23 protein-coding genes are annotated in these 22,764 nt (G+C 70.7%); 10 read left to right on the top strand and 13 right to left on the bottom strand.

Annotated elements, in window-relative coordinates; genetic code table 11:
* Positions 1–102: 102 nt before the first annotated feature.
* Positions 103–2,043, bottom strand: a complete 1,941-nt coding sequence (gene acs, locus FBZ89_RS18960) for an acetate--CoA ligase (RefSeq protein WP_145751437.1) — start codon at positions 2,041–2,043, stop codon at positions 103–105.
* A 459-nt stretch (positions 2,044–2,502) separates the two neighbouring features.
* On the opposite strand from acs, the gene FBZ89_RS18955 reads away from it, so the two are divergent.
* A complete protein-coding gene (locus tag FBZ89_RS18955; protein WP_145751436.1) occupies positions 2,503–2,826 on the top strand; it encodes a hypothetical protein in 324 nt (107 codons plus the stop codon).
* Positions 2,827–2,842: 16 nt separating this feature from the next.
* On the opposite strand, the gene FBZ89_RS18950 is transcribed toward FBZ89_RS18955, so the two are convergent.
* Positions 2,843–3,502, bottom strand: coding sequence for an NAD(P)-dependent oxidoreductase (locus FBZ89_RS18950; RefSeq protein WP_145751435.1), 660 nt, complete (start codon positions 3,500–3,502; stop codon positions 2,843–2,845).
* A 65-nt stretch (positions 3,503–3,567) separates the two neighbouring features.
* Positions 3,568–4,041, bottom strand: coding sequence for an SRPBCC family protein (locus tag FBZ89_RS18945; RefSeq protein WP_145751434.1), 474 nt, complete (start codon positions 4,039–4,041; stop codon positions 3,568–3,570).
* Between the two features lie 144 nt (positions 4,042–4,185).
* Here FBZ89_RS18945 and FBZ89_RS18940 point away from each other — a divergent pair, with 144 nt between their 5' ends.
* Entirely contained in the window at positions 4,186–5,082 is an 897-nt protein-coding gene (locus tag FBZ89_RS18940) for a LysR family transcriptional regulator (RefSeq protein WP_145751433.1), read from the top strand.
* On the opposite strand, the gene FBZ89_RS18935 is transcribed toward FBZ89_RS18940, so the two are convergent.
* The 4 genes from FBZ89_RS18935 to FBZ89_RS18920 form a co-directional block, all read right to left on the bottom strand.
* Positions 5,083–5,427 carry a Rieske (2Fe-2S) protein gene (locus FBZ89_RS18935; RefSeq protein ID WP_145751432.1) on the bottom strand — a complete coding sequence of 115 codons (345 nt, stop codon included), beginning with the start codon at positions 5,425–5,427 and terminating at the stop codon, positions 5,083–5,085. It lies immediately after the preceding gene.
* Entirely contained in the window at positions 5,420–5,833 is a 414-nt protein-coding gene (locus tag FBZ89_RS18930) for an EVE domain-containing protein (RefSeq protein ID WP_145751431.1), read from the bottom strand. The genes FBZ89_RS18935 and FBZ89_RS18930 overlap by 8 nt, the downstream gene beginning before the upstream one ends.
* Before the next feature lie 151 nt (positions 5,834–5,984).
* A complete protein-coding gene (locus tag FBZ89_RS18925) occupies positions 5,985–6,266 on the bottom strand; it encodes a YciI family protein (protein WP_145751430.1) in 282 nt (93 codons plus the stop codon).
* A 22-nt stretch (positions 6,267–6,288) separates the two neighbouring features.
* Complete coding sequence (locus FBZ89_RS18920; RefSeq protein ID WP_425465965.1) at positions 6,289–7,281, bottom strand: NAD(P)H-dependent glycerol-3-phosphate dehydrogenase; 993 nt, start codon at positions 7,279–7,281, stop codon at positions 6,289–6,291.
* A gap of 178 nt (positions 7,282–7,459) precedes the next feature.
* Between FBZ89_RS18920 and FBZ89_RS18915 the strand changes: the two genes are divergently transcribed.
* The gene (locus FBZ89_RS18915) at positions 7,460–8,842 is read left to right on the top strand and encodes a metal-dependent hydrolase family protein (RefSeq protein ID WP_145751428.1); all 1,383 of its coding nucleotides are present in this window, start codon (positions 7,460–7,462) and stop codon (positions 8,840–8,842) included.
* Between the two features lie 59 nt (positions 8,843–8,901).
* Here FBZ89_RS18915 and FBZ89_RS18910 read toward each other — a convergent pair whose 3' ends face one another.
* Together FBZ89_RS18910 and tsaD are read right to left on the bottom strand one after the other, a co-directional pair.
* Complete coding sequence (locus tag FBZ89_RS18910) at positions 8,902–9,351, bottom strand: DUF29 domain-containing protein (protein WP_145751427.1); 450 nt, start codon at positions 9,349–9,351, stop codon at positions 8,902–8,904.
* A gap of 110 nt (positions 9,352–9,461) precedes the next feature.
* A complete protein-coding gene (gene tsaD, locus FBZ89_RS18905; protein WP_145751426.1) occupies positions 9,462–10,517 on the bottom strand; it encodes a tRNA (adenosine(37)-N6)-threonylcarbamoyltransferase complex transferase subunit TsaD in 1,056 nt (351 codons plus the stop codon).
* Between the two features lie 124 nt (positions 10,518–10,641).
* Here tsaD and hemC point away from each other — a divergent pair, with 124 nt between their 5' ends.
* The 5 genes from hemC to FBZ89_RS18880 all read left to right on the top strand — a co-directional run bounded on the left by hemC (position 10,642) and on the right by FBZ89_RS18880 (position 16,716).
* Positions 10,642–11,613, top strand: a complete 972-nt coding sequence (gene hemC / locus FBZ89_RS18900) for a hydroxymethylbilane synthase (protein WP_145751425.1) — start codon at positions 10,642–10,644, stop codon at positions 11,611–11,613.
* A 21-nt stretch (positions 11,614–11,634) separates the two neighbouring features.
* Entirely contained in the window at positions 11,635–12,366 is a 732-nt protein-coding gene (locus FBZ89_RS18895; protein WP_145751424.1) for a uroporphyrinogen-III synthase, read from the top strand.
* Positions 12,367–12,458: 92 nt separating this feature from the next.
* Positions 12,459–14,249 carry a COG4223 family protein gene (locus FBZ89_RS18890; RefSeq protein WP_186457438.1) on the top strand — a complete coding sequence of 597 codons (1,791 nt, stop codon included), beginning with the start codon at positions 12,459–12,461 and terminating at the stop codon, positions 14,247–14,249.
* Positions 14,246–15,739, top strand: a complete 1,494-nt coding sequence (locus tag FBZ89_RS18885; protein ID WP_145751422.1) for a heme biosynthesis protein HemY — start codon at positions 14,246–14,248, stop codon at positions 15,737–15,739. Before FBZ89_RS18890 ends, FBZ89_RS18885 begins: the two co-directional genes overlap by 4 nt.
* On the top strand, positions 15,736–16,716 hold the full coding sequence (locus FBZ89_RS18880; RefSeq protein WP_145751421.1) for a cobalamin biosynthesis protein CobD/CbiB: 981 nt from the start codon (positions 15,736–15,738) through the stop codon (positions 16,714–16,716). The genes FBZ89_RS18885 and FBZ89_RS18880 overlap by 4 nt, the downstream gene beginning before the upstream one ends.
* Positions 16,717–16,927: 211 nt before the next feature.
* On the opposite strand, the gene FBZ89_RS18875 is transcribed toward FBZ89_RS18880, so the two are convergent.
* The 3 genes from FBZ89_RS18875 to cobS all read right to left on the bottom strand — a co-directional run bounded on the left by FBZ89_RS18875 (position 16,928) and on the right by cobS (position 19,279).
* On the bottom strand, positions 16,928–17,611 hold the full coding sequence (locus FBZ89_RS18875; protein WP_145751420.1) for a lipid-binding SYLF domain-containing protein: 684 nt from the start codon (positions 17,609–17,611) through the stop codon (positions 16,928–16,930).
* A 187-nt stretch (positions 17,612–17,798) separates the two neighbouring features.
* Entirely contained in the window at positions 17,799–18,431 is a 633-nt protein-coding gene (locus tag FBZ89_RS18870; protein WP_246172337.1) for a histidine phosphatase family protein, read from the bottom strand.
* Between the two features lie 32 nt (positions 18,432–18,463).
* A complete protein-coding gene (gene cobS / locus FBZ89_RS18865) occupies positions 18,464–19,279 on the bottom strand; it encodes an adenosylcobinamide-GDP ribazoletransferase (RefSeq protein ID WP_145751418.1) in 816 nt (271 codons plus the stop codon).
* Positions 19,280–19,363: 84 nt separating this feature from the next.
* Here cobS and cobT point away from each other — a divergent pair, with 84 nt between their 5' ends.
* Positions 19,364–20,401 carry a nicotinate-nucleotide--dimethylbenzimidazole phosphoribosyltransferase gene (gene cobT / locus FBZ89_RS18860; protein WP_145751417.1) on the top strand — a complete coding sequence of 346 codons (1,038 nt, stop codon included), beginning with the start codon at positions 19,364–19,366 and terminating at the stop codon, positions 20,399–20,401.
* Between the two features lie 84 nt (positions 20,402–20,485).
* Here the strand turns inward: cobT and FBZ89_RS18855 are convergent, their stop codons facing one another.
* Entirely contained in the window at positions 20,486–20,929 is a 444-nt protein-coding gene (locus tag FBZ89_RS18855) for a hypothetical protein (RefSeq protein WP_145751416.1), read from the bottom strand.
* 165 nt (positions 20,930–21,094) lie between these two features.
* Here FBZ89_RS18855 and FBZ89_RS18850 point away from each other — a divergent pair, with 165 nt between their 5' ends.
* Positions 21,095–22,471 (top strand): ActS/PrrB/RegB family redox-sensitive histidine kinase, encoded by a 1,377-nt coding sequence (locus FBZ89_RS18850; RefSeq protein WP_145751415.1) that lies wholly within the window; start codon positions 21,095–21,097, stop codon positions 22,469–22,471.
* Positions 22,472–22,764: the final 293 nt, after the last annotated feature.

Genomic DNA, 22,764 nt, shown 5'->3' with positions numbered 1-22,764 from the left:
CATTTACGCCCGATCTCGAAAAGGCTTTTCAGGAAAGGGGCTGAAAAAGAAAAGGCCGGCCAGGTCGCCCCGGCCGGCTTTCCCAAATCAACGCTTCGACCCTCAGCCCCGGTTCATGCGGCTGTCCACCAGGTCGGTGACCACGGTGGGGTCGGCCAGGGTGGAGGTGTCGCCCAGCGCCTCATGCTCGTTGGCGGCGATCTTGCGCAGGATGCGGCGCATGATCTTGCCTGAGCGGGTCTTGGGCAGGCCCGGCGCCCACTGGATCAGGTCGGGCGTGGCGATGGGCCCGATCTCCTTGCGCACCCAGGCCACCAGTTCCTTGCGCAACTCCTCCGACGGGTTTTCCCCGGCGTTCAGGGTGACGTAGGCGTAGATGCCCTGGCCCTTGATGTCGTGCGGATAGCCCACCACGGCGGCCTCGGCCACCTTGGGATGGGCGACCAGGGCGCTTTCCACCTCGGCCGTGCCCAGGCGGTGGCCGGAGACGTTGATGACGTCGTCCACGCGGCCGGTGATCCAGTAATAGCCGTCCTCGTCCCGGCGGCAGCCGTCGCCGGTGAAGTACTTGCCGGCGAAGGTGGAGAAGTAGGTCTGCTTGAAGCGCTCGTGGTCGCCGAACACGGTGCGCATCTGGCCCGGCCAGCTGTCGGCGATGCAGAGGTTGCCCTCGGTGGCGCCTTCCAGCACGTGGCCCTCGTTGTCGACGATGACCGGCTTCACCCCGAAGAAGGGCAGGGTGGCCGAGCCCGGTTTCGTGGCGGTGGCGCCGGGCAGCGGGGTGATCAGGATGCCGCCGGTTTCCGTCTGCCACCAGGTATCGACGATGGGGCAGCGCTCATCGCCCACCACGGAATGGTACCACAGCCAGGCCTCGGGATTGATGGGCTCACCCACCGAGCCCAGCAGGCGCAGGCTCTTGCGGCTGTGGCGCTTCACCGGCCCCTCGCCCTCACGCATCAGGGCGCGGATGGCGGTGGGGGCGGTGTAGAAGATGTTGACCTTGTGCTTGTCGATGACCTGCCAGAACCGGCCGCTGTCCGGGTAGTTGGGCACGCCCTCGAACATCAGGGTGACGGCGCCGTTGGCCAGGGGGCCGTACAGGATGTAGCTGTGGCCTGTGACCCAGCCCACGTCCGCCGTGCACCAGTAGACGTCGCCCTCGTGGTAATCGAAGACGTACTGGTGCGTCATGCTGGCATAGACCAGGTAGCCACCGGTGGTGTGCAGCACGCCCTTGGGCTTGCCGGTGGAGCCGGAGGTGTACAGGATGAACAGCGGGTCCTCCGCGTTCATCGGTTCCGGTGGGCAGTCGGGGGAGGCGGCGGCGACGGCCTCGTGATACCAGATGTCCCGGCCCTCGACCCAGTTCACCGCGCCGCCGGTTCGGCGCACGACGATGACGGTGTCCACGCCGGGGCAGGCCTTCAGCGCCTGGTCGGCGTTGACCTTCAGGCCGACCTTGCGGCCACCGCGCAGGCCCTCGTCCGCGGTGATGACCACGGTGCTGCCGCAGTCCTGCACCCGGTCCTTCAGGCTGTCGGGGGAGAAGCCGCCGAACACCACGGAATGGACGGCGCCGATGCGGGCGCAGGCCAGCATGGCGTAGGCCGCCTCCGGGATCATGGGCAGGTAGATGGTGACCCGGTCACCCTTCTTCACGCCGCGCGCCTTCAGCACGTTGGCCAGGCGGGTGACGTTGTCGTACAGCTCGGAATAGGTGATGTGCTTGTGTTCGGACGGGCTGTCGCCCTCCCACAGGATGGCGGTCTGGTCGGCGCGCGCGGGCAGGTGGCGGTCCACACAGTTCGCGCAGGCGTTCAGCACCCCGTCCTCGTACCAGCGGATGGAGATGTCACCGGTGAAGCTGGTGTTCTTCACCTTGGTGTAGGGCTGGATCCAGTCCAGCCGGCGGCCATGCTCGCCCCAGAAACCGTCCGGATCGCTGATCGAACGGTCGTACATCTGCTGGTATTTCGTCGCATCGACCCAGGCGTCTGCCGCCACCGCGTCGGGAACGGGGAACAGGGTGTTGTTGCTCATGGGACCTTGGTTTCCTTCCCTGATGTGTTGTCGCTGGCCGGGGCCTGCTGAGGCCGCCACCCGTGTCCGGCCTGGCCCCTCCGCACCGGGGGGCTCTGGCCGGCCCTGTCTGTCGGGCCTGGCACGGCGATCGCCATCGCTTGCCGGGCCGAGTATCCCTCTTGCCCCCGCATTCCACAAGCACGGGGCCGTTGCGGCCGCCGGTAAATTCACGGCAATTCACGGGTTTGCCGACTTCTCCGGGGCTGTGGATCATGAAAAACCAGACCGGGACGGCGGGGCCATGACATGGATCACCCCGCCAACCATTCAGGGTGACGCGAAAGGGTGGTTTTCCCCACAGGCTTTCCCCTTCGGCGCCGCTCCCGCCCGTGTTCATCTTGTGTTATTCATAATGCCGCTATTGTCATTCGGGGCGGGCCACCTTCCGGCCCGGACGTTGCGCGGATAGGGATGCCCATGACCACGGGTGTTGGGGACAACGGTGCGGGACACGACACGACGGACCTGATCGGCCGGCTGAGCCAGATCAGCAGCCGCACCAGCCTCATGGCCATCGACAGCGTGTTGCGCGCGCTGTCCCATCCGGCCGTGACCCGCACCACCTCGGGCCTGGCCACGGTGGAGGGGGGCTCGTCCTCGGCGGCTGTCGCCAATGACGCCGCCGACGCGCTGTCCGCCCCCACCGTCGCCGATGTGGCGCGCGAGGTGGGCGTGATCGCCCGCCGCATGGTCACCACGACCGAGGACTTCGCCGCCACCATGAAGACCCGGTCGGCCTGATAGGTCCGGCGCGCAATCACCCGGTGATCAGCGGGGCCTTGCGCAGCCAGGTGTCGCCGCGCACCTGTTCCAGAACGAAGCTCGCGACATCCGCCCGCGCTATGGTTCCGCCGTGGACGCCGGTCAGGTCGGTCAGCGCGCGGACGTCGCCGCGGCCCGGCTTATTGTTAAGGACGGACGGGCGGACAAGAACCCAGTCCAGCCCGCTCTCCCTGACGACAGCCTCCTGGCGGTCCTTGTCCGCGTAGACCTTGCGCAGCAGCAGCGGGAAAATCAGGCGGTCGAACAGGAAGCCGCCGTGCCCGGCGCTGTCGCCGGCGCCCATCCCGGTGATGCAGACCAGGCGCCGCACCCCTTCGGCCTTCATCGCGTCCACCAGGGCGCGCGTCGCGGTCGAAAGGGATGTCACCTCGCGGAACGGGCTGGCCGGCGTGCCCAGGGCGCTGATGACGGCGTCCCGCCCCTTGAGAGCCCGGCGCAGGACGGTCTCATCGCGGGCATCACCGATGATGAGCGCCGCCCCCTCAAGCCCCCGCGCCTTTTCGGCGGAGCGCGCCAGCACGGTGACATCATACCCCTGCGCGATTGCCTGGCGGACGATCAGGCGGCCGGTGGGGCCGGTGGCACCCAGGACCAGGATCTTGGGCTGGGGGCTGTCCATTACGGAATTTTGCATGATGGCTGCCTCGGATAAGGGGGGCCGGCTGGGCGGCGCCCTGTCGTTGATGGTCGGGATGATGATCAAAGCCGGCCTTCCGCCAGCAACTCGCGGGTCCGCTTCAGCGTCGACAGCAGGGCGGCCTTGTAGCCGCGCTCGCTGTCGAACTGCGTCTGCTCGGCCTGTTCCTCGGGCCCGTTGGGTTCCTTGCCGCGCAGGCCGATGTAGCAGTAGAAGCGGAGCTGAAGCGTGCCGTCGGCGTCCTCGAACAGCTCGTTGACGATGGCGCCCTCGCGCGGGCCGGTGGCCTGGAAGAAGGTGACCTTGCTCTCGGGCTCGAAGGTGATGATCTCGCGCAGGTCGGCACCGCCGATCGTGGCCTCCCGCACGATGTGCGTGGCGCTCTCCTCCACCACGTCGCAGCGGGTGCACAGGTTGGGTGGCAGGAACAGGCGGGCGTCGCGGGCTTTCAGGACCAGGCCCTTCCAGACCTGGGCGCGGGTCAACGGGGCCTCGCCCTGCGGGTTCACGGGGCCGGTGGCAGTCGAATAGATCATGATGGCCTTCCTTGCTCGGGGGATGGATTTGCCTGGGCGTCCAGCCGGGGCCGTGCCCGGTGCCAAAAGACATCCTTAATTTAATGATCCATATTCAGGCCGATAGGCGGTAGATTTGGACATCCTGTCTCGCTGGTGGAACAGATGGACCTGCTTGCCCTCACCGATTTCAATCTTGTCGCCCGGCACGGCGGGTTCGGCCGGGCCGCCCGCGCCTCAGGCCGCCCCAAGGCGACCCTGTCCCGCCGGGTTGCCGAGTTGGAGGCCGCCCTGGATCTGCGCCTGTTCGAGCGCGGGGGGCGGGTGCTGAAGCTGACCGAGGAAGGGCGGGCGCTGTTCCAGCGGACGGGGGCGCTGCTGACCGAACTGGACGAGACGGCGGCGGCGATCGCCTCCGGCGGGGATCGGCCGCGGGGGCGGTTGCGGATCAGCTCCCCCCTGTTGTTCTCGCAGACCGCCATGGGCAAGGTGGCTGCCGGCTTCGCGCTGAAATATCCGGAGGTGCGGCTGGAGGTCACGACGGAGGACCGGCCCGTCGACATGGTGGAGGAAGGCTATGACCTGGTCATCCGGGTGAACCCCGATCCGGACGAAAGCCTGGTCGGACGCAGCTTCCTACGCGACCGCCTGGTCGTCGTCGCCGGCCCGCACTTCCCCCGGCCGGTGGACGGTCGCCCGGTTCCGGTCGTGGTGAGGGGTTCGGCGGACGGGGGTGGAACCTGGACTGTCATGGGGCCGGCGGGACTTTCGCGCCTCGCGGTGGACCCGGTGCTGTGCCTGTCGTCGCTGGTCATGGTTCGCGACGCCGTCCGGGCGGGCGTCGGCGCCGCGTGCCTGCCCATATCCCTGGTGAGCCACGACCTGGCCGCCGGCACGCTGGTGCATTGGGGGGATGTGGACGGGCCGGAGATCGCCCTGTGGGCGCTCTATCCCTCGCGGCGGTTATTGAGCGCGCGAGTCTCCGCCTTCCTGGATTACTTGAAGGAGGCTTTTCCCGCCGGCACGCCGGAGGAACTGGCGGCTTATATCGGGGGCGCCTGATCAATCATCCAAATGGACGGCGCCGTCCCCGACCCGCACCCGCACCGGCGTCAGGCTGCGGCCGGCGCAGGGGCCGTGGATGCACAGGCCGTCCTCCACCCGGAACAGGGCCCCGTGGGTGGCGCACTGCAGGTGGCGGCCATCGGCGCTCATGAACCGGTCGGGCGTCCAGTCCAGGGTGGTGCCGACATGGGGACAGCGGTTGTGATAGGCGAAGGCCCGGTCGCCCCGCCGCGCCACCAGGATTTCCTCGCGCGCGCTGCCACTGCCCCAATTGATCCCCTTGGCCTGGCCGTCCGCGATGTCGGCCAGGCGGCACAGGGGAGAGGCGATGGTGTCAGGCATCGACGCCCATGCGTTGGCAGGCGCCCTTCCACTCCGCATCCGTAATGGGGCAGACGGACAGGCGCGACTGGCGTACCAGCGCCATGCTGGACAGGTCCGGATCGGCCTTGATGTCCTTCAGCGTCAGGGGCGTCTTCACAGGCATCACCGGCTTCAGATCCACCATGACGAAGCGGCCGCTTTCATCCGACGGGTCGGGATAGGCCTCGCGCACCACCTCGGCGATGCCCACGATCTCCAGCCCCTCGTTGGAATGATAGAAGAAGGCGCGGTCACCCACCTTCATGGCCTTCAGGTTGTTGGCGGCCTGGTAGTTGCGCACGCCGTCCCAATGGGTGCGGCCGTCCGCCACGAACTTGTCCCAGGAGTACTTGAAGGGTTCCGACTTCACCAGCCAGTAGGGCATCTCTTATTTCCTTGTTCCCTCAGGCGCCGGGCGCGGCCGTCCGGCCGCTTGGCTATCCTCGATTTCCAGTCCGCCTCCGGCTCCCCGTAAATCTCCGGCGGACGCGGTCGCGTCCTAGGGAAATGCGGGGAGCTGCCGGGGCGCTGTTGCCTCAAGCCTTCGGATAAACGACGCGGAAGGGCTGGATCGTTACGGATGCAAAAAGGCCGACTTCGGCATAGGGGTCGGCGGCGGCGAAGGCCTGGGCGGCGGCCTCGTCGGGGAAATCCACGACCAACAGGCTGCCCACGGGCTTGCCCTCGGCGTCCAGCAGGGGGCCGGCCACGACGATGTGGGCCACCTGGGTGTCCAGGTACTCCAGGTGCTTCGGGCGGGTAGCCAGGCGCAGGTCCAGGTTGCCGGGCTTGTCGGTGCAGGTGATGGCGAAGTGCATGGGAACGGCTCTCCGGTAAGGCTTACGTGCCCTCGGGCTTGAGGGGGCGGGACAAAAGGGATTGGATGGTGGCGTTGACGTCGGCGCCATGGTTCAGGATGGCGTCCACCGCCTGGCAGATGGGCATGTCCACGCCCTGGCGGGCGGCCAGGCGCACCACCGCCTCGGCGGTATAAACGCCCTCGGCCACGGAATTGCGGCCGGCCAGGATGGTGGCCAGCGGCTGACCCTGGCCCAGGGCGTGGCCCAGCGACATGTTGCGCGATTGCAGGCTGCCGCAGGTCAGCGTCAGGTCGCCCAGGCCGGACAGGCCCATAAAGGTCTCGGGCCTGGCACCCAGCGACTGGCCCAGGCGGGCGATCTCCGCCAGTCCGCGGGTGATCAGGGCGGCGCGGGCGTTGTCGCCCAGGGCGCGGCCGGCGACGATGCCGCAGGCGATGGCCAGAACGTTCTTCACCGCCCCGCCGATCTCCGCGCCCACCAGGTCGTCGCTGGCATAGGGGCGGAAAGTCAGGCTGCCCAGGGCCTGGGCCAGGCGCTGGCCCAGGGCGGCGTCGCGGCAGGCCAGGGTCACGGCGGTGGGCAGGCCGCGCGCCACCTCGGCGGCGAAGGTGGGGCCGGACATCACGGCCAGCGGGGTATCGGGCAGCTCCCCCGCCGTCACCTCGGTCATCAGGCTGCCGGTGGCGATCTCGATGCCCTTGGCGCACAGCACCACCGGCGTGCCGGCGGCCAGCAGGGGCTTCAGCTTGGCCGTGGTGGCGCGGATGTGCTGTGCTGGCGTCACCAGCAGCACGGCGTCGGCCCGCACGGCCTCCGCCAGGTCGCCGGTGGCGCGGATGGCGGGGTCCAGGGCCACGCCGGCCAGGAAGGGGGTGTTCTCGTGGGCGCCGTTGACGGCGGTCACCACCTCGGGCTCCCGCGCCCACAGCACCACGTCGCGCCCAGCCCGGCGGGCGGCCATGGCCAGCGCCGTGCCCCAGGCGCCCGCCCCGATGACACCGATCCGCTGCATCTCCATCCCCTCCGGACCCTATAAGCGATTGCTGGCCTTGGCTTACCCCGGATGGGCCGGCTTCCGCAATGGGCCGGTGGCGGCGGTGCCGAGGCGATGATACCGTGGCGCCCAGCCGACCGGGCGGTGAACCGGCGGACGAAACAGGGACATGGCTTCTGAATAAGGGGATGCCGAAATGGCTGTTGGTACGATAACGACGGCGGGCCGCGCCCGTCGCGCCGCCTATTCCTTTGCCCTGCTCGCCGGTTGCGCGCTGGCGCCGTTAGGTGCTCAGGCGCAGGATGCGGCTCCGGCGGCCAAGCCGGTGGTGCTGCACTGCCCGGCGCTGCTGGACTCCGTGGCCGGCAAGATGCTAGGCCAGACCAGCGTGGTCATCCAGGGCGACCGCGTGACCGAGGTGGTGTCCGGCTATGTCACCCGGCCCGAGGCCGACGTGGTGGACCTGGCGGGTGAGACCTGCCTGCCCGGCCTGATCGACGCCCATGTCCATCTCAGCAGCGAATTCACCCCCACCGTCTACAGCGACATGCTGCACTTCAACCTGGCCGACTGGGTGGTGCGCAGCACGGTGTGGGCCAAGCGCACCCTGCTGGGCGGCTTCACCACCGTGCGCAACCTGGGCGACAGCCATTATGAGACGGTGGCCCTGCGCGACCAGATCAACAAGGGCTGGGTCGCCGGCCCGCGCATCCTGACGGCCGGGCCCGCCATCGGCTCCACCGGCGGCCATGCCGACGATGGCGACGGCCTGCGCATGGACCTGCAGCCCGACGTGGGCGCGCACGACAGCATCATCAACGGCACGGCTGATGCCTGGAAGGCGGTGCGCGAGCACTACAAGCAGAACGTCGACACCATCAAGATCATGACCACGGGTGGCGTGCTGGACCTGTCGGGCAGCGTCGACAACAGCCAGTTGACGGAGGAGGAGACCAAGGCCCTGGTCGCCGCGGCCCATGAGTACGGCTACATCGTCGGCGTCCACGCCCACGGGGCGGAGGGCATCCGCCGCGCCGTCGTTGCCGGCGCCGACAGCATCGAGCACGGCACCTTCATGGACGCCCAGGACATGAAGCTGATGAAGGAGCACGGCACCTACTACGTGCCCACCATCTACACCGGCACCTATGTGACCGAAAAGGCCAAGGGCAACCCCCACGCCTATCCGCCGGCGGTGCAGGCCAAGGCCCTGCTGGTGGGCCCGCAGCTGATGAAGACGGTGGGCGACGCCTACAAGGCCGGGGTGAAGTTCGCCTATGGCACCGATGCCGGCGTGTTCCCGCACGGCGACAACTGGAAGGACTTCCCCCTGCTGGTCCAGGTGGGCATGCCGGCGATGTACGCCCTGCAGATGGCCACCATCAACGCCGCCACCCTGCTGAAGAAGGACAAGGACATCGGCAGCGTCGCCGCCGGCAAGTACGCCGACATCGTCGCCGTCCCCGGCGACCCGACCAAGGACATCACCCTGATGGGCAAGGTCGACTTCGTGATGAAGGGCGGTGTCGTTTTCAAGAAGGGTGGCGCCGAGCAGGTGTTCATCAGCACCGCGCATTGAGGTGGGGCGGCTCCCTGGCCGGTGACGGCTGGGGGCCGGCCAACGCGACCGGCCGAGAATCAGTGTGAGCCGGTTTCCGGCCAAAAACCCTCATCCATAATTGCATCGAAGGGCCAGGGGCAGGTGGCGGGAAAGGTCGACCGCGCGAGGCCGGTTTCGCGCTCAGCCTCTACAAGAGCGAGGCGGTAGGCGTTGGCGGTCGTTTCCGGCAAGGTCCCTTTGAGGCTGGGATTGTCGGCCAAGTGGTCGGCAAGCCGGTAACGTTGTTCCTCGATAGTCAAACGCCAGCTATTGCCGCGAAAGCTGGGCTGAAACTGCCATTTCAGGAGATGCAGCAGCAGAACGGCCAGCCGGTTCACAAGCTCTCGCTTCTCGCTGCGGCCCATGCTCTCGATCTCCTCGGCAATGTGCGCGATATCGGCCGCCGCCAGCTTGCCGGCGCGGAGCAGCGACGCCTGTTCATTGGCCCAGGCATAAAAATCGCGGTCGTACAGCGGGGATTTGCTCATGGCTATGCCTCGTTAAGGCGGCTGGTAGGCAGATGCTCAGGAGTTCATGTGCCTTCCGATATTAGACACTCAAGCCCATAGGGTCGCAACCTCGCGCCGGCGTCGCGCCGTTACGCCTTAGCCCCCGCGAACTTCATCGGCTTCGCGGCGGGGTCCAGCGGCCAGCGGGGGCGGGGGGCGAAGTCCAGGCCGTCGGTCTGGCCCAGGCGGAAGCGTTCCAGCCCCGCCCAGGCGATCATGGCGGCGTTGTCGGTGCAGAGAGATAGGGGCGGGGCGGTGAAGGTCAGGCCGCGCTTGGTGGCCAGCTTGCTCAGCTGGTCCCGCAGATATTTGTTGGCCGCGACGCCGCCGGCGACCACCAGGTGGCGTCCGTCCGGATGCCGGTCCTTGAAGGCCTTGATGGCGCGGTCACAGCGGTCCAGCAGCGATTGGCCCACGGCGTGATGGAAGGCGGCGGCGAGATCCGCCACGTCGGCCTCGGTCAGCGTGCCCAGCTGTTCCACATGCCGCCGCACGGCGGTCTTGAGGCCGGAGAAGGAGAAGTCGCAGTCCGGCCGCCCCTTCATCGGGGCCGGCAGCTCGAAGCGGCCGGGGTTGGTGGCGCGCGCGGCCGCCTTTTCCAGCAACGGCCCGCCGGGATAGCCCAGGCCCAGCAGCTTGGCCGTCTTGTCGAAGGCCTCGCCCACCGCGTCGTCGATGGTGGTGCCCAGCCGGCGGTACTGGCCCACGCCCTCCACCTCCAACAACTGGCAATGCCCGCCGGACACCAGCAACAGCAGGTAGGGGAAGGGCACGTCATCGGTCAGGCGCGCCGTCAGGGCGTGGCCTTCCAGATGGTTCACGGCGACGAAGGGCAGGCCGCGCGCCGCCGCCATGGCCTTGGCGGTCATGACGCCCACGATCACCCCGCCGATCAGGCCGGGCCCGCCGGTGGCGGCGATGGCGTCCACCTGGCCCAGTTCCAGGCGCGCCTCATCCAGCGCTTGCCGGATCAGGCCATCCAGGTAATGCAGGTGGGCGCGGGCCGCCACCTCCGGCACCACGCCGCCATAGGGGCGGTGCTCATCCAACTGCGACAGCACGACGTTGGCGCGGATGCCCCGCGCGTCATCGACGATGGCGCAGGCGGTCTCATCACAACTGGTCTCGATACCCAGGACGATCATCACCCAAAACCCCTGGCCGCTCCGGTGGACACCGGACCTAAGCCATATCAAATCGGCATCATTTCCGCCGTTGTCACCGACCGGGCCCTTTCCCGCAACCGCAAAGGGGGATAGACAGGCAAGCATGACGACCGCGACGCCCCCTCTCCCCCCGGCTCATGCCTCCGGCACCCCCTTGCGCATCGGCACCCGGGGCAGCCCGCTCGCCCTGGCCCAGGCGCATGAGACGCGCTTGAGGTTGGGAATGGCCCACCCGCACTTGGCGGCGCCCGGCGCCATTGAGATCGTCGTCATCAAGACGACGGGCGACCGCATCCTGGACCGCACCTTGGCGGAGGCCGGCGGCAAGGGCCTGTTCACCAAGGAGATCGAGGACGCCTTGCTGGCGGGGGAGATCGACCTGGCCGTCCATTCCATGAAGGACGTGCCCACGGTGCTGCCCCAGGGGCTGGACATCACCTGCCTGCTGCCGCGCGAGGATCCGCGCGACGCCTGGTTCAGCCGCGACGGCACCACGCTGTTGGACCTGCCGGCCGGCGCCGTCGTCGGCACCGCCAGCCTGCGGCGCCAGGCGCAGGTGCTGGCCCGCCGTCCGGACCTGACCGTGGTGCCCCTGCGCGGCAACGTCCAGACCCGCCTGCGCAAGCTGGCGGAGGGGGAGGTGGACGCGACCCTCTTGGCCATGGCCGGCCTGCGCCGCCTGGACCTGGCCGACAAGGTGACGGCGGTGCTGGAGGCGGAAATGATGCTGCCGGCCGTGGCCCAGGGCGCCATCGGCATCGAGACGCGGGTGGCCGACGCCGTGACCAACGGCCTGCTGGCACCGCTGAACTGCGCCGACACCGCCCTGCGCGTGACGGCGGAGCGGGGCGTGCTGACGGCCCTGGACGGGTCCTGCCGCACCCCCATCGCCGCGCTGGCCCGTGTGGTGGGGGAGGGGGTGCTGGAACTGGACGCGATGGCGCTCAGCCCCGACGGCCGCACCATCGTCACCACCAGCCGCCGCTTCCCCGCCAGCGACGCGCTGGCCGCTGGCCTCGACGCGGGTGCGGAGCTGAAGGGCCGCCTGCCGCCCGGCATCTTCGCCGTCTCCTGACCACGACAGCGGACGGCACCCATGGCCACCGTCCTCATCACCCGCCCCCAGCCGGAGGCCGACCGCACGGCGGCGGCCGTGGCAGCCTTGGGCCACGACATCCTGATCGATCCGCTGATGACGGTGGAGGATGTGGCGGCCACCCTGCCGCCGCCGGACACGGTGCAGGCCGTGCTGATCACCAGCGTCAACGGCGTACGGGCCCTGGCCCGGCAGGGTGCGCCCCGTACGTGGCCCCTGTACGCGGTGGGCGACCGCACCGCCGCCGCGGCGCGCGACCTGGGCTTCACCACCGTGTGGTCCGCCGCCGGCGACGCGGACGACCTGGTTCGCCTGGTGGCGGCTGAAGCCCGGCCCGACGCGGGCCTGCTGCTGCACGCTGCGGGAGCCGACGTGGCGGGGGATCCCGCCGGCGCCTTGGCGGCCCAGGGCTTCACCGCCCGGCGCCTGGTCCTCTACCGCGCGGTGGCGGCGGATGCCCTGCTACCCGGCGTCCGCGACGCGTTGGCGGCCGGGGCGGTTAACCATGTGCTGCTTTTTTCTCCCCGGTCGGCGCGTACGTTTGTTAACCTTGCGGTACAGGGCGGCGCCGATCTGGGCGCCGTTTCAGCCCTGTGCCTCAGCCCGACGGTGGCGGGCGCCCTGGGGGATGCCCCCCTGTTCCGCCACGTGGCCGTGGCCGCCCATCCCAACCAGGCCGCCCTGTTGGACCTGCTGGCCCTGGCGCCCGACGGGCCCGGACGCGTTTTTTAGGATGAAAGGATCGCCGTATGAGCGGTGAAGGTTCGGACGCCCCGTCCCCCACCCCCGGCATGGGGCCCGCCCCTGCTATAGGACAAGGCGGTTTGGCCCAGTCCGGTGCCAATCTGGCGGGCGCCAATCTGCCGGGTACCAATCCGCAGGTGGACGCCATCGTCGAGCGGTTCGGCGGCATCCGGCCCATGGCGGCCAAGCTGGGCATTCCCGTGACCACGGTCCAGGGCTGGAAAAAGCGCGGTCATATCCCACCCAACCGCCGCGCCGACCTGGAGGCGGCGGCATCGCGCCTGGGGCTGGTCCTGGAGGCCGCCGAATTGGACGCCGTGATGGGCGCGCCGGAGACACTCGCCAATCCATCCGCCAGCGCATCCGCCGCTGCGGTCATCGCGTTGCCGGGGCCGGACGATCGTCCTCTGTCGCCTGGCCCCGTCCCCCTCGCCGACCAGCCCTCCCTGAATAGGGAGCCGCCGGCCCCCGCCAGCAGCTATCGCCTGGGTGCCCGGCCAGACGACGCCGTGCCGCCCCCCCCGCAGCCACCGGGCGAACCCTTCCGCGTGGATCGCCCCCGCATGGAATTGCCCAAGACGGATGTCCCCAAGGCGGAGCCGCCCCGGGTGGACGCCCCGCGCAGGGAGACACCCAAGCCTGACGCCATCCGCCGCGATGCGCCCCGGCCCGCCGCCGCGCCGCCGCGCCGGGGTGGCGGGGCCGTGTCGGCCCTTGCCCTGTTGATCTCCCTGGCGGCGCTGGGGGCCGGCGGCTGGTCGCTGTACCGCGCGGGCGTCTTGGACCCCTGGCTGAGCCGCGCCGGCCTGCCCGCCGCCCTACCGACCGGCCAATCAGGGCCCGCCCAGCCGGCGCAATCGGCGGAGCAGGCGGGGATGGAGGCGACCTTGACCGAGATGGCCCGCCGCCTGAACGCCGCCGGTCAGCGCCAGCAGGCGCTGGAACAGGAGGTGGCCGACCTGAAGGCCAGGCTGGCCGCCGCACCGGCCGTGGGCGGCGACGGTACCGCGGCTCCGGCGACCCCCGATCCCGCCCTGGCCGCGCGGCTGGAGCAGATGACGGACCAGTTCAACCGCCTGACCGACCGGCAGCGGGCGTTGGAGCAGGCGCTGGCCCAGTCGGCGCAACAGCGTGAGGAATTGAGCGGCCGCCTGGCGGCGCAGACGGCCGCCGCCGGTCGCGGCCAGGCCCTGCTGGTGGCGACCAACCAGTTGCAGGCGGCCCTATTGTCCGGCCGGCCCTATGGGGTGGAGCTGTCGGCCGTGCGCAGCCTGGCGCCGGAGGACGACGCCCTGCGCCAGGCGCTGGATCGGCTGGCGCAAAGCCAGGCCACGGGCCTTGCCGGCCCCGTGGCCCTGCGCGAGGGCTTCGACCGCGCCGCCACCGCCGCCCAGCAGGCGGCCCAGGTGCCGGAGGGGGCCGACTGGCTGCAACAGCTGTGGGGCCGTATCAAAGCCCTGGTCACCATCCGCCGCAAGGACGGCCGCGTCGAGGGCAATGCGCCCGACGCCGTGGTGTCGCGCGCCGGCGCCGCGTTGGACCGGGGCGACATCGGCACGGCGGTGGCAGAGATGTCGGCCCTGTCCGGCCCGCCGGCGGCCGCGGCCGAGGTCCAGGCCTGGCTGCGTGACGCCCAGGCGCGGCTAAGCGCCGACGATGCCATGAACCGGCTCTCGCGCCGCGCCGTCAGCGATGTGCAGGCCGGCTTGCCCCCGCCCAAGGAAAAGCCGGCCGGGGGCGCGCTGGCCCCGTCCCCCGATGCCGGCAAGGGCGATACGGCCAAACCTGAGGACGCCAAGCCGGCGGAACCGGTGCCGACCGAGGGGGGCGCCCCTGCGCAACCCCAACCGGCCGATGGGGGCCATCCATGAGGCGGACGCTGTGGTTCCTGCTGCGCCTGGGCCTGGTCATCGCGCTGGCGGTCTGGGTGGCGCAGCGGCCGGGCACCCTGCGGCTGGATTGGCAGGGTTACATCATCCAGACTCAGGTGGGCGTGGTGGCCGTGGCCCTGCTGCTGCTGGCGGTGGTGGCCTACATCCTGGTGCGCCTGTTTGTGCTGGTGTGGCGCAGCCCCGGGCGCTTTGGCGCGGGACGCCGCACCAGCCGGCGCACGCGGGGATATCAGGCCCTCGGCCGGGGCTTCCTGGCGGTGGCCAGCGGGGACGGCGCCAACGCCAGCCGCTTGGCCGCCAAGGCCGACGGCCTGCTGAACGAACCGTCGCTGACCCTGCTGCTGTCCGCCCAGGCGGCGCAACTGGCGGGGGACGAGGCGGCGGCGGCCGGCCATTTCACCGCCATGCGTGAGCGTGGCGTGGCGCTGAAGCAGCCGGACATGGCCTTCGTCGGCCTGCGCGGCCTTGCCCTGCAGGCGTTGGCCGCCGGCCAGACCCAGCGGGCGCTGGGCCTGGTGCAGGAGGCGGCAGCCCTGAAGCCCAAGGCGCGCTGGCCCCTGCTGACCCAGTTCGACCTGCAGGCGCGCGCCGGCGACTGGACCGCGGCGGCGGCCACGCTGGACGCCCTGACGGCGGCCAAGGCCCTGCCGGCGGAAGCCCTGCGCCGCCACCGCGCCGCCTTGCTGGTGGAACGCAGCCGCGCGGCGGAGGCCGACGGCAACCAGGACCAGGCGCTGGCGCTGGCGCGCAAGGCCCACGATCTTGAGCCCGCCTCCGTGCCGGCGGCGGTGCAGGCGGCGCGCCTGCTGGCTGCCACCGGGTCCGCCCGCGCCGCCACCCGCGCCCTGGAGCAGTCGTGGCAACTGGCGCCCCATCCCGAACTGGCCGCCGCCTGGGGCGTGGCGGGAGAGAAGGCCGGCGCCGCCGCCGACCCGCTGGCCCGGGTGAAGCGGTTGGAGGCCCTGGTAGCCTTGGATGCCAGCGTGCCGGAGGCGCACGTCGCCCTGGCCGACGCCGCGACCGAGGCCCGGCTGTGGGGCCTGGCGCGCGGCCACCTGACCCGCGCCCTGGCCCTGCGGCCCACCGCCCGCGTCTATCGCCGCCTGGCGGCGCTGGCGACGGCCGAGCATGGGCAGGGTGCCGAGGAGCGTGGCCACCTGGCCCAGGCGGCCAGGGCCGCCCCCGATCCCGCCTGGGTGTGCCAGGCCTGCGGCGGCGTGAACCCCGCCTGGGGAGCCTTGTGCGGCCATTGCGGCGGTTTCGACACGCTGTCATGGCGCGCGCCGGGTGCCGCTGCGCGAAGTGCCGCCGCCGAGACGCTGGGCTTCCTGCCGCCGCCGGAACCGCCGGCGGGCAGCGGGAAGGGCAGCGGGAAGGGCGGCGGGGCGGAGGGCGGTGGCCTGCGCCGCCTGTCGAACCGGCTGCCGACGTTCACCCTGGCCAGCCTCAGGCCCGGTAGACGGACATGATTCCCCTGCCGTTCGCCCCGCCCCGGGCGGAATCGCTGCTACTGCTGGCGTTGGCCCTGGTGCTGAACGCCTTCATCGCCGGCTTCCCCGCCGTCGACCGCTGGCTGGCGACGCCACAAGGGCAGCTGGCCGGTGCCGTGCGCTGGGCCGACAAGCGCCTGAACCGGATCGAGCGGTTGGACAGCGTGCGCCTGGCGCGCGGCGCCCTGCTGGTCCTGGTCCTGGCTGGCGGGGTGGGGCTGGCGGCCCTGGTGCTGACCATCGCCGCCGTGCATGTGCGCGTGGCTTGGCTGCTGTCGCTGCTGCTGGTGACGCGGGCGCTGCTTTTCGGCCGCCTGCTCGTCACCATGCGGGGCCTGCTGGCGGCCGCCACGGCGGCGGAGGAGGAGGTGCTGCGCCAGGCGGTGGCGCCGCTGACGCACAAGCCCGTCTGGTCCATGGACCGCCACGCCGTGCTGCGGGCGGGGATGGAGGCGCTGGTGGGCCAGGTCAGCCGGGGCCTGGTGGCGCCCCTGTTCTGGTTCGCGCTGTTCGACCTGCCCGGCCTGATGATCTGGGTGACGGTTGAAACGGTGGCGGTGACGGTGGGCCACACCTCGCCCCGCTACGCCGCCTTCGGCCGGCCGGCGCGGCGCGCCCTGCTGGTCATGGATTGGATCCCGGCGCGCCTGACCGTGCTGTTCCTGGCGGCGGGCTGCCTGATGGTGCCCGGCAGCCGCCCGGGCACGGCCCTGGCCGCCCTGCGCACCCAGCACATCCAGGGCACGGCCGCCCTGCCCGTGGCCGCCGTGGCCCGCGCCCTGAACCTGGCCCTGGCCGGCCCGCGCAAGGAGGGTGAGATGGTGGTCTACGAGGACTGGCTGGGCACCGGCCGCGCCCGCGTCGACGCCAGCGACATGCGCGCCGTCGTGGCCCTGACCGCCGCCGCCGGCCTGCTGGCCGTGTGTATCGCACTGCTGGCGCTGGTCTGGGCTTGAGTGCTTCTCACACAGTGTTTCTCGGGCGCCGGCGGGGCATCCGCCCCTTGGCTATCCTCGATTTCCAGTCCGCCTTCGGCACCCCGTAAATCTGCGGCGGACGCGGTCGCGTCCTTGTCGCTGCGCTCGATAGCGCTTCCCGGGCGAAGAAGGGCGCAGCGAGGACGAGGCAAGCGGGGGGATGCTCGCGTCCGCCGTTTGAGGGGGCGCTTTACTGACTTAAAACACTCGCCAGCGCCTGGGCTTCCGGCCGGTAGAAGGCGCGGTCCAGCAGGATTTGCTCAGGGGTGGTCTGCTGGCCGTAGAAGATGTCGTTCCATTCCTTGCGCGGGGTGATGACCGAGCCGTCAACGGCTAGGCCGCCGAACAGGCCGCTGGTCTTGGCATAAACGTACATGTCGGCGTCCACGCCCACGCCATAGCCGGCGCCGACCTGGGTGCCCAGCTCACCCACCGCCACCTTGGCGTCGGCGCCCAGCTTCACGCTGCGGTCCATGACGGCGTTCAGGCCCTTGTCGGTCATGATCACCAGCATCATCTGCGCCTGCTGGCCGCCGAACTGCAGGCCGAAGCTGGCCTCGGCCATGGTGTAGAAGGCGGGGCCGCTCCACGACCCGTCGGTGCCGCGCGCCACCAGCACGCCGGTGCCGCCGCCCCCACCCAGGAAGAATCCGGCCTGGATGACGTTGGGCAGGATCAGCACGCCCTTGGCCCGGCCCAGCAGGCTTTTCAGCGGCGCGTACTGCGGATCGCCAAGCAGGGTCATGGCGGTCAGCCGCGCGCGCTCCACCATCAGTTGCGCTTCCGTCACCTCCGCCCGCGCCGGCATCGCGGTTCCCAGCGCGAGCGCCATGCCCGCCGCCGCACCCGCCAACACCTGCCGCCGATCGATCATCTTCCTCATCCTCATTAGTCAGGGTTCAGCGTGGCTGAACCACCTTTTGATGTTGTTGGCAGAATTCCTACCATATCTGGGTGCCGCCGCCCATGCCCCAGACGGGCACGCCCCATCAGGCCCTAAGCCGCGGACACCGTGGTGGTGACCCTAAAGGCGAAGTAAGGCGGCCGTGCGGCAAGTTGGGTCAGGGGATGCGGTTGATCCAGCGCACGGCCCAGGCGGGGCCATCGGCGGTGGCGATGCGGTCCAGGCGGGTCAGAGACAGGGGCGCCACGTCCAGCGACAGGGCCGTGGCGGGCGTCAGGGCCAGGGCCTGGGCGATGGCGGCGCGCACCGGGCCGGCGTGGCTGACGCAGATGATGTCGCGGTCGCCGGTTTGCCGGGCGCTCCACTCCTCCACCGCCTGGGCCACGCGGCGGCACACCTCGGCGAAGCTTTCGCCACCGGGCGGGGCGACGCCGGCCGGGTCGGCCCAGAAGGGGGCCAGCTGCGGGTCGCCCGCGTCCTCCAGCTCGGCATAGCTGCGGCCCTGCCAAGCGCCGAAATGCTGTTCCATCAGCCGGGGGTCGGTCGCCGGTTCGGGCGGGGTGGCGGGGACCAGGGCCGCCAGGCGCGCGGCCGTCTCGCGCGTGCGGCCCAGGGGGCTGGCCAGCCACAGGGCGCTGGTGGGCAGGCGCGCCGCCGTCAGCTGGGCGCTGGGGCCCGGCCACAGGGCCAGCTCCACATCCGCCTGGCCGGCGATCTGGTGCGGCTGCGCCAGGGGGGCGTGGCGCACCCACCACCACCGCACCGTCGTCGCCAAGGGGGGCGTCGCCAAGGGGGGCGGTGCCGAGGGAGGAAAGGACGTGCTCATGGCATGGCGACGGCGGCGCCCAGGGCGCCGGTCACGGCCACCAGGAACAGGATCTCCACCACCTGTTCCGTTGCCCCCAGCACGTCGCCGGTGATGCCGCCCACCTGGCGCCGGGCCAACTGACCCACGACCAGGACGCCGCCGGTCGCCACCGCCAGGATGGCAATGCGGGTCATGCCGCCATCCAGCGGCAGCTTGGTCAGTGTGGTGGCCGCCAGGACGAAGCCGGCCAGCAGCGCCGCCAGGGCGCGGGCGCTGTTGGGCTTGCCCACACTGGCGCTGTTGCCCACCAGCCGCGCCTCCGGCAACAGCAGCTTCATGCCCGGCAGGAAGGCGCGGGAATAGGCGTGCGCGCCCATCAGGGCCACAGCCACATGGTGCGGGCTGGCGATCGCCGCCAGGGCCAGCGTGCGGGCGGCGACGCTCAGCACCAGGGCGGCGGCGCCATAGGTGCCTACCCGGCTGTCCTTCATGATGGTCAGCTTGGCCTCGCGGTCGCGCCCGCCGCCGAAGCCGTCGGCCACGTCGGCCAGTCCGTCCTCATGCAGGGCGCCGGTCAGGCCCATCAGCGCCCCCACCGTCAGCAGGGCCGCCAGCAGGGGCGGGACGTTGACGCTGCTGAGGCCCCAGTAGACCAGGCCGCCGATGGCGCCGATCAGGGTGCCCACGATGGGGAACCAGGTCAGCGCCCGGGAATCCAGGTCTTGCGGCCAGTCGCCGCGCCAACGGATGGGCAGCCGCGTCAAAAAGATCACGGCGGCTATGAATTCGGCGAAGACACCGCCCAGGCGCGGCCCCGTTGCATCAGTCATGGTTCCGGTATACGGGAAGTCCCGTCCGCCCGCCAGCGCCAGTCCGGCGCCTGATCGCGGGTCCCATTATCGGGCCGGAGCATCATGAGCGACATCCCCTCCTTCGACGAATTCCGCCGCGTCCTGGCCGACCTGCCGGGCCCGGATCTGGAGGCCGCCACCACCGTCATGCAGCGCGAGGTGCAGCTGACCAAGCCGCGCGGCGCCCTGGGCCGGTTGGAAAGCCTGACCGAATGGCTGGCCACCTGGCAGGGCCGCACGCCTCCCCGGGTGCAGCATCCCCGCGTGGCGGTGTTCGCCGGCAACCATGGCGTGGCGGCCCTGGGCGTGTCGGCCTATCCGGCGGCGGTGACGGCGCAGATGGTGCATAACTTCACCCAAGGCGGTGCGGCGGTGAACCAGCTGTGCGGCCAGGCCGACGCCGACCTGCGTGTCTATGAGCTGGACCTGGACAACCCCACCGCCGACTTCACCCACGGCCCCGCCATGAGCGAGGAAGCCTGCGCCCGCGCCATGGCCTACGGCATGATGGCGGTGGAAACCGGCATCGACGTGCTGTGCCTGGGGGAGATGGGCATCGGCAATTCGACATCCGCCGCCGCCCTGTGCCTGGCCCTGTTCGGCGGCAATGCCGAGGACTGGGTGGGCCCCGGCACCGGCCTGGATGCCGACGGCATGGCCCGCAAGGCGGCCGTGGTCGCGGCCGGCGTGGCCGCCAACGCCGACCTGCTGAGCGATCCCTTCCACGTGCTGCGGGCCCTGGGCGGCTATGAACTGGCCGCCATTGTCGGCGCCATCATGGCGGCCCGCATGGCCCGCACCCCGGTGGTGCTGGACGGCTACGCCTGCACCGCCGCCGCCGCCGTGCTGTACAAGCTGGACCCCCGCGCCCTGGACCATTGCATCGTCGGCCACCTGTCGGCCGAGCCGGCGCACCGCCGCCTGTTGGACATCCTCGGCCAGGAACCGCTGCTGACCCTGGGCATGCGCCTGGGCGAGGGCTCCGGCGCCGCCCTGGCCCTGCCCCTCCTGCAGGCCGCCGTCGCCTGCCACACCGGCATGGCCACCTTCGCCGAGGCCGGCGTGTCGACCCGGGGCGCCGAGGGCCGGGCTACGCATTGACGTTTTCCTCAAGCGCCGGGGCCAGCATCCGCTGGCTTGAGGGCCCGGTGGCCCGCCGGCGCCTGAGGCGAACCAACCGGCCCCTCACGGCCGGTGATACGTCACCACCCACATGACGCCCACGGCCACCGCCACCAGGCAGGCCAGCATCCAGGTGCGGATGGGCACCGCCACCTTCTCGCCCGGGCCCTTGCCCTTCTTGGGCTTGATCGGGCGTTCCGATCCCGCCACCACCGTGGGCTTGGGCCGGCCCTTGCCCTTGTAGGGGTCGTGCAGTTCCACCAGGCGCCAGTCGTAGTTGGACAGCGCCTCCTCACTCTCGAAATCCACCTGGATCAGCCGGACATAGCCCCGGCCGTGGCTGCGCACCGCTTCGCTGAATTCCCGCTTGCCGGCCGGCAGGTTGTCGACCAGGGCCAGGGTTTCCCACTTCTTGCCCTGGGGCTTCTGCACCGCGAATTTGCGCTGGCTTTCCAAGGCTTGCTCTCCATTGGCCGAGCCATGGTCCGGCTCCGCGTTCCCAGCCATTATCAATGCCGCGCGCCCGGGGGCAAGGGCCTGCGCGGGGCCCGTCGATGGCGACAGGTGCGACGCCGTGCCCCGTGCGCTATAGCTTGACGCCCGGCATGGTTGCCGCTGGCCTATCCAGGCCAATCTTCACCCGGCCAACATTTACCCAGGACGATCAGGTCGATGACGCGGCAGGCGTGGACAGCAACGACGGATGACGGTGCGGCCGACGCGCGGCCGGAGGGGGGACGCTGGGCCGCAGCCCGCATCAACCTGCGTACGCTCAACACCATCCGCTGGATCGCCATCGCCGGTCAGACCGTCACCTTGCTGACGGTGGAGGATCTGGTCGGCATCGACATCCCGCTGCTGCCGGCCCTGGCGGTGACGGCGGTGTCGCTGCTGATCAACCTCTACGCCATCGCCCGGCGCCGGCGCAGCCCCTTCCTGACCGAACGGGGCGCGGTGCTGTTCCTGGGCTATGACACGGTGCAACTGACCGTGCTGCTGATGCTGACCGGCGGGCTGGAAAATCCCTTCGCCGTGCTGGTGCTGGCGCCCTTGATGGTGGGGGCCAGCATGCTGGGCCGGCGCCTGGTCACCGGGCTGACCACGCTGACCACCGCCTGCCTGACCTTGGTCTGGGTCCTGGCCATGCCCCTGTCGTGGCCGGCCAGCAACGGCGTCACCCTGCCGCCCATCTATCTGGGCGGCATCTGGGCGGCGCTGACCCTGTCCGCCATCTTCATCGCCACCTACGTCTACAAGGTGGCGCAGTCCGGCCGCGACCTGTCGCAGGCCCTGATCGCCAGCCAGGTGTCGCTGGCCCGGGCGCAGAAGGCCTCCGCCCTGGGCGCGCTGGCCGCCGCCGCGGCGCATGAGCTGGGTAGCCCGCTGGGCACCATCGCCGTGGTGGCCAAGGAACTGGCCCGCGACATGCCGCCCGACAACCCCTGGGTGGAGGATATCCAGCTGCTGCAGAGCCAGTCCGATCGCTGCCGCGTCATCCTGGCCGATCTCGCCCGCCGCCCGGACGCGGAGGGCGAGATGGAGCCCTACGCCCCCCTGGGTCCGGTGCAGGTGATCGAGGCCGTGGCCGCCCCCCACCGCCGGGCGGACGTGGCGCTGGAAATCACCGTGACCGGGGCGGAGGAGGGCGCGCCCTCCCCCCTGCCGTTGTCGCCGGAACTGCAGCACGGCCTGGGCAACATCCTCCAGAACGCCATGCAGTTCGCCACCACCCGGGTGGACGTGACCCTGCATTGCGACCCCTCCGCCCTGGTGCTGACCGTGGCCGACGACGGCCCCGGCTTCCCCGTCAGCCTGCTGGAACGCCTGGGCGAACCCTACGTTTCCGACCGGGACGAGCGGCTGGAGCAGGTGCCGGTGCGCGCCGGCGGCGGCGGCACCATGGGGCTGGGCCTGTTCATCGCCCAGATCCTGCTGGAACGCACCGGCGCCGTCGTCTCCTACGCCAACGGCCGGCCCGGCAGCACGCCCGTGGGCGCCGGCGCCCATGTCACCGTGAACTGGAGCGGACCGCTGCCGGCGGCCCAGTGACTTGGTCGAGGTGACTTGGCCGCGCAGGTGACTTGGCCGCGCAGGTGAGGGGGCCGCGCGAGACGAGGCCGCCGGCCGTCGGAACGGCGCGAAAGAATGGGAAACCTTCGTATGGTGAACAATCGCGTATTGCCGCCCTTGGATGGACATAATCCCGTGTCCATCTCTCCGGCCATGACGGGGCGTCCTTTTGCCGCGTGTCGGAATTGCACGGAAGCGTCCAAACACGGCGTAGTAAGGTCGTTGGTAAGTTTGCAACCGTCCTGCGGCATGGCCGGAAAATAAGGGGTTTT

The sequence above is a fragment of the Nitrospirillum amazonense genome (assembly GCF_007828045.1).
In the GTDB taxonomy this organism is placed as follows: Bacteria; Pseudomonadota; Alphaproteobacteria; order Azospirillales; family Azospirillaceae; genus Nitrospirillum; species Nitrospirillum amazonense_C.
The sequence above is the reverse complement of the archived record's forward strand: the minus strand, read 5'-3'. Positions and strand labels throughout refer to the sequence as shown.

Coding starts and splice junctions, on each gene's coding strand:
- FBZ89_RS18915 (WP_145751428.1), top strand. CDS start 7,460: ATGGCTGTTGGTACGATAACGACGGCGGGCCGCGCCCGTCGCGCCGCC.
- FBZ89_RS18885 (WP_145751422.1), top strand. CDS start 14,246: ATGAGGCGGACGCTGTGGTTCCTGCTGCGCCTGGGCCTGGTCATCGCG.
- FBZ89_RS18850 (WP_145751415.1), top strand. CDS start 21,095: ATGACGCGGCAGGCGTGGACAGCAACGACGGATGACGGTGCGGCCGAC.
- FBZ89_RS18920 (WP_425465965.1), bottom strand. CDS start 7,281: ATGCAGCGGATCGGTGTCATCGGGGCGGGCGCCTGGGGCACGGCGCTG.
- FBZ89_RS18895 (WP_145751424.1), top strand. CDS start 11,635: ATGGCCACCGTCCTCATCACCCGCCCCCAGCCGGAGGCCGACCGCACG.
- FBZ89_RS18940 (WP_145751433.1), top strand. CDS start 4,186: ATGGACCTGCTTGCCCTCACCGATTTCAATCTTGTCGCCCGGCACGGC.
- cobS (WP_145751418.1), bottom strand. CDS start 19,279: ATGACTGATGCAACGGGGCCGCGCCTGGGCGGTGTCTTCGCCGAATTC.
- cobT (WP_145751417.1), top strand. CDS start 19,364: ATGAGCGACATCCCCTCCTTCGACGAATTCCGCCGCGTCCTGGCCGAC.
- FBZ89_RS18855 (WP_145751416.1), bottom strand. CDS start 20,929: ATGGCTGGGAACGCGGAGCCGGACCATGGCTCGGCCAATGGAGAGCAA.
- FBZ89_RS18935 (WP_145751432.1), bottom strand. CDS start 5,427: ATGCCTGACACCATCGCCTCTCCCCTGTGCCGCCTGGCCGACATCGCG.
- FBZ89_RS18930 (WP_145751431.1), bottom strand. CDS start 5,833: ATGCCCTACTGGCTGGTGAAGTCGGAACCCTTCAAGTACTCCTGGGAC.
- FBZ89_RS18875 (WP_145751420.1), bottom strand. CDS start 17,611: ATGATCGATCGGCGGCAGGTGTTGGCGGGTGCGGCGGCGGGCATGGCG.
- FBZ89_RS18945 (WP_145751434.1), bottom strand. CDS start 4,041: ATGATCTATTCGACTGCCACCGGCCCCGTGAACCCGCAGGGCGAGGCC.
- FBZ89_RS18955 (WP_145751436.1), top strand. CDS start 2,503: ATGACCACGGGTGTTGGGGACAACGGTGCGGGACACGACACGACGGAC.
- tsaD (WP_145751426.1), bottom strand. CDS start 10,517: ATGATCGTCCTGGGTATCGAGACCAGTTGTGATGAGACCGCCTGCGCC.
- FBZ89_RS18925 (WP_145751430.1), bottom strand. CDS start 6,266: ATGCACTTCGCCATCACCTGCACCGACAAGCCCGGCAACCTGGACCTG.
- FBZ89_RS18880 (WP_145751421.1), top strand. CDS start 15,736: ATGATTCCCCTGCCGTTCGCCCCGCCCCGGGCGGAATCGCTGCTACTG.
- FBZ89_RS18950 (WP_145751435.1), bottom strand. CDS start 3,502: ATGCAAAATTCCGTAATGGACAGCCCCCAGCCCAAGATCCTGGTCCTG.
- acs (WP_145751437.1), bottom strand. CDS start 2,043: ATGAGCAACAACACCCTGTTCCCCGTTCCCGACGCGGTGGCGGCAGAC.
- FBZ89_RS18910 (WP_145751427.1), bottom strand. CDS start 9,351: ATGAGCAAATCCCCGCTGTACGACCGCGATTTTTATGCCTGGGCCAAT.
- hemC (WP_145751425.1), top strand. CDS start 10,642: ATGACGACCGCGACGCCCCCTCTCCCCCCGGCTCATGCCTCCGGCACC.